General features: G+C 71.9%; 12 protein-coding genes. 4 read left to right on the forward strand and 8 right to left on the reverse strand.

Going from position 1 to position 13,897, the window contains the following annotated elements; all coding sequences use genetic code 11:
* The first annotated feature begins 65 nt into the window (after positions 1 to 65).
* On the forward strand, positions 66 to 647 hold the full coding sequence (locus tag ACNNMR_RS27475; RefSeq protein ID WP_419997355.1) for a hypothetical protein: 582 nt from the start codon (positions 66 to 68) through the stop codon (positions 645 to 647).
* 74 nt (positions 648 to 721) lie between these two features.
* Here ACNNMR_RS27475 and ACNNMR_RS27480 read toward each other — a convergent pair whose 3' ends face one another.
* The 5 genes from ACNNMR_RS27480 to ACNNMR_RS27500 form a co-directional block, all read right to left on the reverse strand.
* Positions 722 to 1,483 carry a succinate dehydrogenase iron-sulfur subunit gene (locus ACNNMR_RS27480; RefSeq protein ID WP_419997356.1) on the reverse strand — a complete coding sequence of 254 codons (762 nt, stop codon included), beginning with the start codon at positions 1,481 to 1,483 and terminating at the stop codon, positions 722 to 724.
* Entirely contained in the window at positions 1,483 to 3,237 is a 1,755-nt protein-coding gene (gene sdhA, locus ACNNMR_RS27485; RefSeq protein WP_419997357.1) for a succinate dehydrogenase flavoprotein subunit, read from the reverse strand. The genes ACNNMR_RS27480 and sdhA overlap by 1 nt, the downstream gene beginning before the upstream one ends.
* A gap of 26 nt (positions 3,238 to 3,263) precedes the next feature.
* Positions 3,264 to 3,731 carry a succinate dehydrogenase hydrophobic membrane anchor subunit gene (locus ACNNMR_RS27490; RefSeq protein ID WP_419997358.1) on the reverse strand — a complete coding sequence of 156 codons (468 nt, stop codon included), beginning with the start codon at positions 3,729 to 3,731 and terminating at the stop codon, positions 3,264 to 3,266.
* 8 nt (positions 3,732 to 3,739) lie between these two features.
* Positions 3,740 to 4,135 (reverse strand): succinate dehydrogenase, cytochrome b556 subunit, encoded by a 396-nt coding sequence (gene sdhC, locus ACNNMR_RS27495; RefSeq protein WP_420000486.1) that lies wholly within the window; start codon positions 4,133 to 4,135, stop codon positions 3,740 to 3,742.
* Positions 4,136 to 4,305: 170 nt separating this feature from the next.
* Complete coding sequence (locus tag ACNNMR_RS27500; protein ID WP_420000487.1) at positions 4,306 to 4,788, reverse strand: 2-oxo-4-hydroxy-4-carboxy-5-ureidoimidazoline decarboxylase; 483 nt, start codon at positions 4,786 to 4,788, stop codon at positions 4,306 to 4,308.
* Positions 4,789 to 4,979: 191 nt separating this feature from the next.
* Here ACNNMR_RS27500 and ACNNMR_RS27505 point away from each other — a divergent pair, with 191 nt between their 5' ends.
* Positions 4,980 to 6,683: a beta-N-acetylhexosaminidase gene (locus tag ACNNMR_RS27505; RefSeq protein WP_419997359.1), complete on the forward strand. Its 1,704-nt coding sequence runs from the start codon at positions 4,980 to 4,982 to the stop codon at positions 6,681 to 6,683.
* Positions 6,684 to 6,719: 36 nt separating this feature from the next.
* Here the strand turns inward: ACNNMR_RS27505 and ACNNMR_RS27510 are convergent, their stop codons facing one another.
* Together ACNNMR_RS27510 and ACNNMR_RS27515 are read right to left on the reverse strand one after the other, a co-directional pair.
* The gene (locus ACNNMR_RS27510) at positions 6,720 to 9,209 is read right to left on the reverse strand and encodes an FG-GAP-like repeat-containing protein (RefSeq protein ID WP_419997360.1); all 2,490 of its coding nucleotides are present in this window, start codon (positions 9,207 to 9,209) and stop codon (positions 6,720 to 6,722) included.
* A gap of 118 nt (positions 9,210 to 9,327) precedes the next feature.
* The gene (locus ACNNMR_RS27515) at positions 9,328 to 10,779 is read right to left on the reverse strand and encodes a VCBS repeat-containing protein (RefSeq protein ID WP_419997361.1); all 1,452 of its coding nucleotides are present in this window, start codon (positions 10,777 to 10,779) and stop codon (positions 9,328 to 9,330) included.
* Between the two features lie 313 nt (positions 10,780 to 11,092).
* Here ACNNMR_RS27515 and ACNNMR_RS27520 point away from each other — a divergent pair, with 313 nt between their 5' ends.
* Positions 11,093 to 11,746: an RNA polymerase sigma factor gene (locus ACNNMR_RS27520; protein ID WP_419997362.1), complete on the forward strand. Its 654-nt coding sequence runs from the start codon at positions 11,093 to 11,095 to the stop codon at positions 11,744 to 11,746.
* Positions 11,746 to 12,780 carry a hypothetical protein gene (locus tag ACNNMR_RS27525; RefSeq protein WP_419997363.1) on the forward strand — a complete coding sequence of 345 codons (1,035 nt, stop codon included), beginning with the start codon at positions 11,746 to 11,748 and terminating at the stop codon, positions 12,778 to 12,780. The genes ACNNMR_RS27520 and ACNNMR_RS27525 overlap by 1 nt, the downstream gene beginning before the upstream one ends.
* Positions 12,781 to 13,032: 252 nt before the next feature.
* On the opposite strand, the gene ACNNMR_RS27530 is transcribed toward ACNNMR_RS27525, so the two are convergent.
* Positions 13,033 to 13,842: a L,D-transpeptidase family protein gene (locus tag ACNNMR_RS27530; RefSeq protein WP_419997364.1), complete on the reverse strand. Its 810-nt coding sequence runs from the start codon at positions 13,840 to 13,842 to the stop codon at positions 13,033 to 13,035.
* Positions 13,843 to 13,897: the final 55 nt, after the last annotated feature.

Genomic DNA, 13,897 nt, shown 5'->3' on the forward strand with positions numbered 1-13,897 from the left:
GTATGCACGCTGAAGTCCGGTAGCATACCGGGACTTTGAAGCTTCAATATCGGGGGACAATCTTCATGCGCACCAGCCGTGCGATCGGTGCTGCCGGTCTGGCCCTGGCCGCGGTGGCCGTCCTGGCGGGCTGCACCGACCAGGTCGAGGACAAGGCCTTCGGAGGACTCGGCGACATGGGGGACGGTCCGGGTGACGTCCCCACCTTGCCGTCGGGCGGGCCGTCTCTGTCCACCCCCGGTGGGCTGAGTTCCGGAGGGAGCACCTCCGGCGGCAGCACTTCCGGCGGGGGCGCAGGCTCCCCGTCTGCCGTCCCGAGCACGCCACCCACGTACAACTCGGATGCGCTGAGCGAGGTCATCGGGCAGAACTGCCGCTACAGCCGCGAGCGCGGCATCATGAGCTTCGACGTGAACATCCAGAACGCGTCCGCGGACGTCAGCTTCACGTACAGCTACACCGTGACGTTCAAGGTCGGCCAGAATGCCAACTCGACCGTCGCCAGCCGGACCATAGGCTCCAAGTTGCAGAGCGCGACGGTCACCCCGGGCGGCGACCGGAAGCTCACCGTCGAGCAGTCGCACACCACCAACGACCGGCTCGTCTACTCCTGCCAGGTCACCTCGGCCCGCAAGAATCCGGCGTAGGGCGGCGGCCCCGGAAGCAGTCGACCCGGGAATCCGCGGTGTCGCGGATTCCCGGGTCCAGGCCGGGCGTGAGGTCAGAAGCGGCGCCTGATCAGGGCCTGCTTGACCTCGGCGATCGCCTTCGTCACCTCGATGCCGCGCGGGCACGCGTCCGTGCAGTTGAAGGTCGTGCGGCAGCGCCACACGCCGTCGCGGTCGTTCAGGATCTCCAGGCGCTGCTCGCCCGCCTCGTCGCGCGAGTCGAAGATGAAGCGGTGGGCGTTGACGATCGCCGCCGGGCCGAAGTACTGGCCGTCGTTCCAGAAGACCGGGCAGGAGGAGGTGCACGCCGCGCACAGGATGCACTTCGTCGTGTCGTCGAAGCGCTCGCGGTCCTCCGCCGACTGCAGGCGCTCGCGCGTCGGCTCGTTCCCGGACGTGATCAGGAAGGGCATGACATCGCGGTACGCCTGGAAGAACGGCTCCATGTCCACGACCAGGTCCTTCAGGACCGTCAGACCCTTGATCGGCTCCACCGAGATCGGCTTCTCCGGGCTCAGGTCCTTGATCAGCGTCTTGCACGCCAGCCGGTTGCGGCCGTTGATACGCATCGCGTCCGAGCCGCAGATCCCGTGGGCGCAGGAGCGGCGGAAGGTCAGCGTGCCGTCGACATCCCACTTGATCTTGTGGAGGGCGTCGAGGACGCGCTCCTTCGGATCGATCTCGATCGTGAAGTCTTCCCAGACCGCCTCGGCCGCGACCTCCGGGTTGAAGCGGCGGATCCGGAAGGTGGCCGTGATCGTGTGGGCCGAAGCCGCGGCCTCCGCCTCCACCTTGTCCATCGTCGGAGTGCTCATCAGTACTTACGCTCCATCGGCTGGTAGCGGGTCGTGACGACCGGCTTGTAGTCGAGCCGGATGGACTCGCTGCCGTCCGCCTCCGTCTCGCGGTACGCCATCGTGTGGCGCATGAAGTTGACGTCGTCGCGGTTCGGGAAGTCCTCGCGGTAGTGGCCGCCGCGCGACTCCTTGCGGGCCAGCGCGGAGACCGCCATGACCTCGGCCAGGTCGAGCAGGTTGCCCAGCTCGATGGCCTCCAGCAGGTCGGTGTTGAAGCGCTTGCCCTTGTCCTGCACCGAGACGTTCTTGTAGCGGGCGCGCAGCTCGCCGATCTTCTCGACGGCGGTCTTGATGGTCTGTTCCGTACGGAAGACCATCACGTTCGCGTCCATGCACTCCTGCAGCTCGCGCCGGATGTCCGACACCCGCTCGTCGCCGGTGGCGTCGCGCAGCCGCTCCACCTCGTCGGCGACGAAGCGGGCCGGGTCCTCCGGCAGCTCGACGAAGTCGGCCGTGGCCGAGTACTCCGCCGCCGCGATGCCGGCCCGGCGGCCGAAGACGTTGATGTCGAGCAGCGAGTTGGTGCCGAGGCGGTTCGCACCGTGCACCGACACGCACGCGACCTCGCCGGCCGCGTACAGGCCCGGGACCACCGTCGTGTTGTCCGCCAGCACCTCACCCGCGACGTTCGTCGGGATGCCGCCCATCGCGTAGTGCGCGGTCGGCTGGATCGGGATCGGGTCCGTGTACGGCTCGATGCCGAGGTACGTACGCGCGAACTCGGTGATGTCCGGCAGCTTCGCGTCCAGCTGCTCCGGCGGCAGGTGCGTCAGGTCCAGGTAGACGTGGTCGCCCTCGGGGCCGCAGCCGCGCCCCTCCCGGATCTCCGTGTAGATGGACCTCGACACGACGTCACGCGACGCCAGGTCCTTCATCACCGGCGCGTACTTCTCCATGAAGCGCTCGCCGTCCTTGTTACGGAGGATGCCGCCCTCACCGCGGGCGCCCTCCGTCAGCAGGATGCCCATCCGCCAGATGCCGGTCGGGTGGAACTGGAAGAACTCCATGTCCTCCAGCGGAATCCCGCGCCGGTAGCAGGCCGCCTGGCCGTCGCCGGTCAGGGTGTGCGCGTTCGACGTCACCTTGAAGAACTTGCCGGTGCCGCCGGACGCGTAGATGACCGCCTTCGCCTGGAAGACGTGGATCTCGCCGGTGGCCAGCTCGTAGGCCACCACACCCGCCGACCGCTTGACCCCGTCGAACTCGGTGATCAGCTGGTCGAGGACGTAGAACTCGTTGAAGAACTCCACGCCCTCCTTCACGCAGTTCTGGTAGAGGGTCTGGAGGATCATGTGGCCCGTACGGTCCGCGGCGTAGCAGGACCGGCGCACCGGGGCCTCGCCGTGGTTACGGGAGTGGCCGCCGAAGCGGCGCTGGTCGATCCGGCCCTCGGGGGTGCGGTTGAAGGGCAGGCCCATCTTCTCGAGGTCCAGGACCGAGTCGATGGCCTCCTTCGCCAGGATCTCGGCGGCGTCCTGGTCGACCAGGTAGTCGCCGCCCTTGATCGTGTCGAAGGTGTGCCACTCCCAGTTGTCCTCCTCGACGTTCGCGAGGGCGGCGGCCATGCCGCCCTGGGCGGCGCCGGTGTGGGAGCGGGTCGGGTAGAGCTTGGTGAGCACCGCGGTGCGGCTGCGCTTCGTCGACTCGATGGCCGCGCGCATGCCCGCGCCGCCGGCGCCGACGATCACGGTGTCGTACTTGTGGATCTGCATGGGAGTTCTCGAACCTCGGTCCCGGGTCAGCGAATGTTCGGGTCGAAGGTGAAGATCACCAGCGTGCCCAGGAGAACGGTGAAGACGGTGGCCGCGTAGAGCAGCATCTTCAGCCAGAAGCGGGTCTGGTCCCGCTCGGCGTAGTCGTTGATGACCGTGCGCAGGCCGTTCGCGCCGTGCAGCATCGCGAGCCACAGCATGATCAGGTCCCAGGCCTGCCAGAACGGCGAGGCCCAGCGGCCGGCGACGAAGGCGAAGGACACCTTCGAGACGCCGCCGTCCAGGACCAGCTGGATCAGCAGGTGGCCCAGCACCAGGACGACCAGGACGATGCCGGACAGGCGCATGAAGAGCCAGCCGTACATCTCGAAGTTTCCGCGGGTGGCCTTCGGCGTCTTCGCGGTACGGGCCCGGGGGGCCTCGATGACCGGGGCCGGGTCCTCCGGGGAGATCTCCGAGGAGGAGCCCGTCAGCTTGATGTCAGAGGTGGTCATGGTGGCGCTCAGCTCCCGAACAGCTCGCGGAAGGCGTGCCCGAGGACGGGGTAGAGGGCCCCCGCCATCAGCACGACCCAGATGCCGACGACGGTCCACAGCAGCTGCTTCTGCAGCCGCGGACCCTTCGACCAGAAGTCGACGGCGATGACACGCAGGCCGTTGAGCGCGTGGAAGAGCACGGCGGCTACGAGGCCGTACTCCAGCAGCGCCACGATCGGCGTCTTGTACGTGGCCACGACATCGTCGTACGCCTCCGGGGAGACGCGGACGAGAGCGGTGTCCAGGACGTGGACGAACAAGAAGAAGAAGATGAGGACGCCGGTGACGCGATGCGCCACCCAGGACCACATGCCTTCGCGGCCGCGATACAGCGTTCCAGCCGGCACGGATTTCCTCCGGATACGGGACAGGGGCCTTGCCGGCACATCTTTTAAGAGGCACAGAAGGGTCGGTCTTCAGCCCGGCCGGGTACGGTCCACCGGCCACGGGCCATCGTATCGACGGGTTGTCGGCTCCCCGGTCAGGGGGTGCCGAGTGTGACTGATCAGGCACGTCTGGCCTAGGGAAATGCCTAGCTTGAGGGGATCAGGCGCCCCGAATCGGTCGTGACCAGCCGCCCCAACCGGGCCCGCGCCAGCCGCCGCAGCTCCTCCGCGGCGACCGCCCGCTCCTCGTCCGGCTCGTTGGCCAGCCGGGTGCGGATGCCCGCGAGCACCTGGTCGAGCCGCTCGGCCACCGGGATGCCGTCGAGGCACAGCACGAAGGCGTGGCCGAAGCGGCTCTCGTACGCGGCGTGGGCCGCGCGCAGCGCCGTACGCGACGACGGCCGTCCGGCCGCGGGCACCGGCGCCGCCTCGCCGATGAGCGCCTCGGCGAGGTCGCCGGGCGTGAGGTCGTAGCTCGCCTCGTCCGCGGCCGCGAGCAGCGCGGGCACGTCGGGGTACGGGCGGTGCTCGATGATCCGCCGCGCCCAGCGGTGGCTGGCGCAGCAGGCGGCGAGCGCGGCCTCCGCGGCGGGCGGCGGGGCCGTGTTGAGGGTGGCGAGGCCGTCCAGGGTCGGCTCCTTCTAGGGATGCGCACAAGGGGTTACGGACGTGGGCAGCGGTGCGCCACCGTAGTGCCGGAATCGGACCTTCCGGCCGTCCGGCCGGAGAACTTCACCCGGATGTGGAGGTTTAAAGGCGCGAGGTGGACGGGCGCTCAGCCTCCAGGGGCCCTACCCTCGCCCCCGGAGGTGTGGACTGCATGCGGCAGCCGTGGACGAAACTGCAGACGAAGCTGGGACGGGTGCTCCCCGGCCCCGCACTGCTGCGCGATCACCGGCCGTACGTGACCTGGCTGGCCGTCGCGCTCTTCCTCACCGTCGCCGCCGTGGCCTACGCGGTCGAGGCCGGCGATCCGGGGAAGAAAACCCCGGCCCAGACCGTGCCATCGGCCCCGGACCCCGTCGGGACGGGCGAGTCGGAGGACCGGGCGGGGAGCGCCGCGCCGGTCCCCGGGGTGTCGACGGTGCCGGCGCAGCAGCCGGTGAAGGCGCCGCGGACCGTCCCCGCGGTGCGCAACTTCGACGCCGGCGACGGTCCGGCCTGGCGCCCCAGCCCCGGTACCAAGGTGGTCGCTCCGGGCGCCGGGTCCCTCGCGGACGAGTCCCGCCGGCTGGCCGGCGAGCTGAAGGTGCACCGCTCGGATGGCCCAGCGCGCACCGGCGACGTCGAGCTGAAGCTGCGGCCCGCGCAGGGCGGCGGCCCGGAGGCGTACCGGATCGAGAACAAGGACGGCCGCGTCACCATCACCGCTCCCGACGATGCGGGCGTCTTCTACGGCACCCGCACCCTGCTCCAGGCGCTGCGCGGCGGCGCGCTGCCGCCCGGCACCATCGACGACGCCCCGGACCGCGCCCAGCGCGGCCTGAACCTCGACATCGCGCGCAAGCACTTCACCGCCGACTGGATCGAGGCGCGGCTGCACGAGATGGCCGAGCTGAAGCTCAACCAGCTCGGGCTGCACTTCTCCGACGACCAGGCGTTCCGGGTGGAGAGCGACGAGCACCCGGAGATCGTGTCGAAGGAGCACCTCACCAAGGACGAGGTGCGGCATCTGGTGAAGACGGCGGCCTCGCTGCACATCACCGTGGTGCCCGAGATCGACTCGCCCGGGCACCTCGGCGCGGTCCTCGACGCCCACCCCGACCTGCAGCTGAAGAGCGCGAGCGGGGCGCCGGTGCGGGGCGCGATCGACATCGCGAACCCGAGGTCGGCGAAGCTGGTCGATGAGCTGCTGAAGGAGTTCGAGCCGCTGTTCCCGGGCAAGTACTGGCACCTCGGGGGCGACGAGTATCTGGCGCTGGCGGCGTCGAATCCGGAGCTGACGTATCCGCGGCTGGCGGCGAAGGCGAAGTCCGAATACGGCCCGGACGCGAAGATCGCCGACCTGGCGGCCGGCTGGCTGAACGACCGCGCCGCGCCGCTGAAGAAGGCCGGCAAGACGCTGAAGGCCTGGAACGACGGCTTCACCGAGGGCGGCAAGGTGGCCACTCCGAAGGACCGCGAGGTCGAGTACTGGACCGGCAAGGAGATCAACGCCCGGGAGCCGCTGCCGTACCTGGAGGAGGGCCGCAAGGTGGTCAACCTCAACGACGAGTACCTCTACTACGTCCTCGGCGAGCCGAACGACTTCACGTACCCGACCGGCAAGCGCATCTACGAGGAATGGACCCCGGCGGTCCTCCGCGGCAGCAAGCCGGTCCCGGGCCGCTACGCGGGCCCCGACCAGATCCTCGGCGCCCGCTTCGCGGTCTGGGGCGACCTCGCGAACGCCCAGACCACGAAGCAGGTGGCCGACGGCATCCAGATGCCGCTGGCCGCCATGTCCCAGAAGGTCTGGGACCCGCGGAAGCCGTCCGCCTCGTGGGCGGACTTCAAGGAGCTGGCGGAGCGGGTGCGGCCCTGAGGCCGTACCCCGCCCGCCGCTGCTTCGGGGAGCCGGCTACGGCGCCAGCACCGCCCCCACCCGTGCTCCGGCGGCCGTGCCCAGTTCCGTACGGCCGTAGTACACGCCCGCCGTCGAGACGCCGCCGCTGCCGCTGTCGAGCTGCAGCACCGTGCCGTTGTACGCGTCCTCGCCCTCGGCGCCGATCGCGAGGTCGGTGCGGGCCCAGCCGGAGAAGTCGGTCAGGGTGGCCGCGGAGCCGACCCGGTCGTCGGTCTCGGTGACGCCGGGGATGCCCGACGTGTCCTGGCTGAAGGCCTGCGAGCCGGAGCCGGTCAGACCGGCCGAAGCACCGCGGAGCAGGATCGCGGCGCCCGCGTTGGAGCGGTTGCCGGAGCGGGTGATGTCCTCGCCGGGGGTGCCCGTGAGGACGTCCGCGTAGCCGTCGAGGTTCACGTCGCCGACCGCGACCGAGGCGCCCATGGCGTCGCCGGCCTCGGCGGTGCCGGGGACGCTCGTGCTGGCCTGGTGCAGCTTGGTGACCTTGCTGCCGAGGCCCGCGGACGAGCCGTAGACCACGGTGACCTGGCCGCCCGCGTGGGCGCCGGACTCGGCCGTGTACGGCTGGCCGATGACCAGGTCGCCGTAGCCGTCGCCGTTGAGGTCGCCGGACGCGAGCGAGCGGCCGCCCGGGGTGGCGAGCGCCACCGGCGAACCGAGGCCCGCCGCCGAGCCCTTGAACCAGGCGGCCTTGCCCTTGCCGGCCTGGTCGCGGTAGTTCACCGCCACGTCCGCGTAGCCGTCGCGGTTGAAGTCGCCGCTGGTGGCGGCCGCGTACGACAGCGCGCCCGCGGCGCCGGTGAGCTTCCCGGACTTCACCGCGCCGGCGGCGGAGTCGCGCGTCCACCACAGGCCGCCTTGGCCGGTGCCCGCGGTGAAGAGGTCGGCCTTGCCGTCGGCGTTGAAGTCGCCCGCGGCGACGGCGGAGCCCGCCTTCGCGCCGCCCGGGTGGTCGCCGTACCCCGCGCCGGAGGTCAGCCCCGGCCCGTAAAGGACGGTGACCGCACCCGTGTCGGCGGTCTCCGCGGTCGCGCCGTCCTCGCCCGGCGCACCCGTGATCAGGTCGGCCTTGCCGTCGCCGTTGACGTCGGCCCAGACCGGCGAGGTGCCCCAGGCGTCGCCCGCCTCGGAGGCGCCGGGGACGCCGGCCGAGGCCTGCGTGATCGTCTTACGGGACCCGGCGACCGGGCCGCTGTCGCCGCCCGGCACGACCGCCACCGCGCCCGCACCGGACCCGGCCCGCGGCACACCGGCGAGCAGGTCGCCGCGGCCGTCGCCGCTCACGTCGCTGGTGGCCAGGGCGTGCCCGGCCCCCGGCGCGCCCGCCAGCGACCGGATCAGCCCGATCTGCGGCGCGAGCTTCGCGCCCGGGCACTCGGTCTTGAAGGTGTCCTGGTGCCGGAAGATCCGCGGCAGGGTGACCGACTGGCCCTCCTGGTACTTCGAGCCGGGGTCGGAGGCGCCGGACGTCAGCTTCACCGAGGACTCCGGGTCGTACCCGAACTGCCCGAGCCGCCACGCCGCGATCCGCGCGATCGCGTCGTGCACCGCCCGCGACGGCTTCGCCGTCGTCGTGTCGCCGATGTACGCGATGCCGACCGTGTCCGTGTTGAAGCCGACGTCGTGGGCGCCGACCACCGGCTGGGTGGTGCCGCCGCCGCGGCCCTCGAAGATCCGGCCGCACTTGTCGACCAGGAAGTTGTAGCCGATGTCGTTCCAGCCGTTGGCGAAGTGCGCCTGCTGGATGGCGCGCACCTGCGCCGCGCTGCCCGCGCAGGAGTAGCTGTTGGTGGTCGCGGTGTGGTGCACCACGACGGCCTTGACCTCGGTGCCGTACGACGGCGGGCACTCGAGGTTGTTGTTCGCGCCCCAGGCGGCGCGCGAGATGACGTTCGGCGCTGCCACGGGGGAGTCGGGCGCCGGGTCGAGCGGCGACGTCGGCGGGTTGCAGTCCGGGGCGGCCTGCGCCTCGGTGGCCGCCTTCGTACCCGGGTCGATGAGCTCCAGGGTCAGACCGGCGGGCAGCTGCTCGGCGGTGCTGCCGTCGGCACCGACGATCCGGGCCTCGACGCCGTCGGCCGCGCCGGTCCAGGTCAGCTCGGTGCTGCCGCGCAGCCTCGCCTCGGCCGCCTCCCGGCCCTCCGCGCCGGCTTCGGTCTTGTCGCCGAGGCTGCGCCAGCCCGACCAGTCGCCGGAGGCGGCGCTGCGGGTACGGATCTGGGCGGTGCCGTGCAGGTCGGCGTCCGAGCGCTGCCAGGTGAGGCTGACGGAGCTGAACGGCGCGGTGTCCCGCTTGGCCACGATGCCCGCGTCGCTCAGCGGCACGCTGTGGGTGTCCGCGGGGCGCTCCGCCTTTGCCGCCGCACCGGTGTCATCGGCATCACCCGCGGCGTACGCCGTGACGCCGGCGCCGCTCGCCAGGGCGGCCGCCAGGGCGAGCCACACCAGTCTTCGGGACGCCGGTTTTCTGCGCCTGGTCCTGCTCAACACGTGCTCCTCGCTGAGGGAATCGCGCGCAGGGGCGGGGGGTCGCGCACGGATCCAGACAGCTCAGAAGCCCGCATGGTTGTACGGACTCGGTCAGAAATTCAGGCAACCGCGCACGTCACGGCGCCAGCACATCCCCGAGCCGCGCCCCGGCGGGCGTGCCGAGCTCGGTCACGCCGTAATAGCCGGCCCCCGGCAGCGACACCCCGGCCGTCGTCGCGTCGACCTGCAGCACGGTCCCGTTGCCCGCGTCCTCGCCGCCGACGCCGATCGCCAGGTCCGCGCGGCCGTCCGCCGCGAAGTCCGCGAGCGTCGCGCCGGAGCCGAGCTGGTCGGCGGCCTCCGCGGCACCCGATACGCCTTCCGCGTCCTGGTGTACGGACAGCGCGCCGGAGCCGGTGAGCCCGGACGCGCCGCCGCGCAGCAGCAGTGCGGTGCCCGCGTCGGCGTAGTCCTTGGTGTCCCGGGTGAGGTCCTCGCCCGGCGAGCCGGCCAGGACGTCGTCGCGGCCGTCGGCGTTGGTGTCGCCGATGCCGAGCGAGGCGCCGAGCGCGTCCCCGGCCTCGGCGGCGCCCGGCATCCCGGACGACTCCTGGTGGAGCGTCGTACGGGAGCTGCCGAGCCCGGCCGCGGATCCGTACACGGCCGTCACCTGGCCGCCGCTGTGCGCGCCGGACTCGGCGGTGTACGGCTGGCCGACGACGAGGTCGGCGAAGCCGTCGCCGTTGACGTCGCCCGAGGCCACCGCGCGGCCGCCCTGCGCCGACACGGAGTAGATGCTGTCGAGCCCGGCCGGCGTGCCCTTGAACAGGGCCAGCTTCGCCGCGCCGGTCGACTCGTCGCGGAAGTTCAGCACGACGTCGTCGTAGCCGTCCCGGTTGAAGTCCCCGGCGGCGGCGTCCGCGTACCGGATCTCGGCCGCCGCCACATCGCCCGCCTGCTCGTCGCCGGAGGCGCTGTCGCGGACCCACCACAGGCCGTTGGCGCCGCGGCCCTCGCCCGCCGCGAAGACGTCGTCGCGGCCGTCGCCGTTGAAGTCCCCGGCGGCCACGGCCGAGCCGAAGCGGGCGCCGGTGCCCTGGTGGCTGTCGCCGATGGTGTGCCAGGTGCCGGAGCTCAGCCCGGGCCCGTCAAGCACGGTCACCCCGCCGCGGTCGGTGACGACGCTGTTCTCGCCGGGGGCGCCCACGATCAGGTCGGCGGTGCCGTCCCCGTTCACGTCGCCCCACGCGGTGGCCGCGCCGAAGAGGTCGTTGGCCTCGGAGGCGCCGGGCACTCCGGGGCTGTCCTGCGTGAGCGTCTTACGGGCCCCGGCCGCCGGGCCGCCCGCCGCGCCCGGCACCACGGTCGCGGTGCCGGCGTTGGCCTGGCCGTCCGCCGCCGCGGTGGGGGTGCCGGTGACGAGGTCCGCCCGCCCGTCGCCGTTGAAGTCGTCGCTGTGGTCCGCCGCCGCCCGTATCCCGCTGCCCGGGGAAAACGACGGAGCGGCCGCCGCGGCCGTAAGTCCCAGCACGCCCATCCCGCTGCCCAGCACGAGCGCACCCACTGCTATCCAGCTCGTCGTTCTCACGTAGCCTCCGGCCCGTCGGTCCCGTAAAAACGCAAAGGACGGCCGGAGCCGCTACCCCCCACAGGAGCAACTCCGGCCGTCGTATCGCCCGGGCCAGGCAGAGCCGGGCCCGTATCCTTCTCAGCGTCACAGGGCCCGGATTTGTCACCACGCCTTCACAGGGGGTCTGGGATACCGTCCGCGGACGGTCCCCTGGACTTGGCGGCTGCGATGCCCGTAGCGTGCCTACGCCGCACCCGACCGGTGCGGTGCATTACACGCAGCACCGGTTTCGGACAGGGAGCCGGGCCTGGGGGTACGGAAGCTGACCGCAGTGCACACAGATGACGAGGCGCTCACCGCCGCGGTGCACGCAGCGCAGGATGGGGACGAGACGGCGTTCCGCGCTGTCTACCGCGCCGTGCATCCCCGGCTGCTCGGCTATGTCCGTACCCTCGTCGGCGATGCCGACGCCGAGGACATAGCGTCCGAGACCTGGCTGCAGATAACCCGCGACTTGGGCAGCTTCCGCGGCGACGCCGACCGTTTCCGCGGCTGGAGCGCCCGCATCGCCCGTAATCGCGCCGTGGACCACGTCCGCATGCGCGCCCGCCGCCCGGCCCCCGGCGGCGATGAGACCGAACTCACGGAGTGGGCCGCCGCCTCGGACACCGCATCCGAGGCAATGACGTCCCAGGACACCCGCCGCACCCTCGAATTCATCGCCCAGCTGCCCCGTGAACAGGCCGAGGTGGTGGTGCTGCGGGTGGTGATGGGGATGGATGTGAAAAGGACCGCTGAGCTGCTGGGGAAGCGCCCGGGCGCGGTCCGTACCGCCGCCCACCGGGGCCTGAAGCAGCTGGCCGAGGCGCTGGCGCAGGCGGAGGCGGAAGAGGCCGGTGAGAACGGCGGTGTTTCCCGCGAAATGCCCGGCCGCGTTTCCGGCGGTGTGACAGAAAACGCGGCGCGGACGCTTAAGGGAATGTGATGGCGGACTACCCAACCCATGGCGCCGAGCCCGCCGACGACGATCGTTACGGATGGCTCGACGAGGAAGCCGCGGAGCAGCTGCTCCGAGGCGGTCCAGCCATGCCCGCCCCCTGGAACCTGCCGGAATCGCCCCGCGACCGCGCCGATGCCGACCGCCTCGCGGGCCTGCTGCAGACGGCCGCACGGGCCGGCGAGCAGCGCACCGGCGGCGACGGCTCGCTGCCCGGTGAGGAGGCGGCGCTGGCCGCCTTCCGCGCCTCCCGCTCGGCGGCAGGGTCCCGTTTCCGCGGCCGCTCGCGGCACGCGGACAGCGGCGCCCCGCGGTTCCGGCCGCGTCCCGTACGGGCGCTGGCGGCGGTGGCGCTGACGCTGTGCACGGCGGGCGGCGTGGCGATGACGGCCAATGGCATGGTGTCGCTGCCCTCGCCCTTCGGCCCGTCGACGCCGGCGGCCACCTCCACCCCGAGCGGCGAGCACCCGGAGCCCTCCGACTCCGGCGACGGCTCGATGCAGCCCTCCGGCGGCGCCTCCGGCCACCCCGGCGGCCCGAACCCGCAGGGCAAGGACTCCGACAAGGACTCCGGCAAGCCCTCCCGCGCCGACGGCGGCGGCTCGTCCCACGACCCCTCGCAGGGCAGTACGGGCGGCGGCAACCCGGACCCGGGCCAGGGCGGCCCCGGCGGCGGCAATGGCAACGGCCACGGCGACGGCCCGTCCAACGACGAGATCCTGGACCAGCTGTGCCGCGCCTACCTGAACGCCCAGGCCGGCAAGGGCGACGAGCCGGACCGCAGGGCCATGCGCGACCTGAAGAAGGCGGCGGGCGGCGAGAAGGCCATCACGGCATTTTGCGAACAGCGGGTCGGGTCGACGGGGGGCTCGAACCCGTCGGGCGGCCCGTCGGATTCCCCCCAGCCGTCGGGCCCGGAAAGCCCTGAGCCCTCCAGCGATGCCCCCTCGGACTCGGGCTACGCCCCCAGCTCCTCGGCCACCACCTCGCCGGAGCCGACGAAGTCCGACGCGGGCACGTAACGCGTCTCCGCTCTCTCCGTCTCGAACCGCCGCAGGCGGTCGCTCACGCATGTCCGCGCGCAGGCGCGCTTGAGGGGGAGGAATGAAGCGGCGCGGGCGGAGTTGGGGGAACGCACTCCGCCCGCGCCTTCAAGCGCGGAGCCTCAGGTACGGGGGGAACCTGGCTCCGCTATTGCCGATGACCAGTCGGCACATCTCTTACTGCGTCACCGCACTCAAAAACGTCACACCCCCGTCGTACGCCCCCTCGCCTCACCGGTACACCACGACCCGGTCACCGTTCTTGACCTGCGCAAACACCGCTGAAAGCTTTGCTTCGTCCCGGACATTCACGCAGCCGTGGGAGGCCCCGGCGTACCCGCGGGCCGCGAAGTCCGACGAGTAGTGGACCGCCTGCCCGCCGCTGAAGAACATCGCGTACGGCATCTGCGTGTGGTAGATCGTCGACGTCCAGTACCGGCTCTTCTGGAAGACCTTGAAGGTGCCCTCGCGGGTCGGCGTGTACTGCGACCCGAAGCGGACGTCCATCGCCTCGACCACCTTGCCGTCGACCATCCACCGCAGCGTGTCGCTGGTCTTGCTGATGCACAGCACCCGGCCGGTCAGGCAGCGCTTGTCCGGCTTGTCGAGCGAGTTGGTGGTGGGCGGGTAGAGGGCGTCGCGGTCGGGCTTCTTGGTCATGCCGACCAGGCGCGCCCAGGTGACCGTGTCCGTACGCCCCGTCTTCGCCAGCCCGCGCTTGCCCTGGAAGGAGCTGACGGCGCCGGCGGTCATGGAGCCGTAGTAGCCGGTGGGGGAGCGGTCGAAGTGCCCGATGCCGCGCAGGCGGGCCTGCAGCTCACGCACCTGCTTGCTCTTGGAGCCGACGGCCATGAGGATCTTGGGCTTGGGCTTGTCCGGCCCGGGCTTGGCGGAGGGCGAGGACGGCTTCCCGCTCTTGGTGGGCGAAGGCTTGCCGCTCTTCTCGGGCGCGGCCGAGGAGGACGACGCCTTGTCCTTCGCCTCCGGCGACGCACCGGCCGTCCCCGTACACCCGGCCGCCGCGCCCCCTATCAGCCCCACAACCGCGGCAAGCCCGACGGCAGCACGCCGCGCCCTGGATATCCTGGAAATCACT

This window comes from Streptomyces boninensis (assembly GCF_048572725.1).
In the GTDB taxonomy this organism is placed as follows: Bacteria; Actinomycetota; Actinomycetes; order Streptomycetales; family Streptomycetaceae; genus Streptomyces; species Streptomyces boninensis.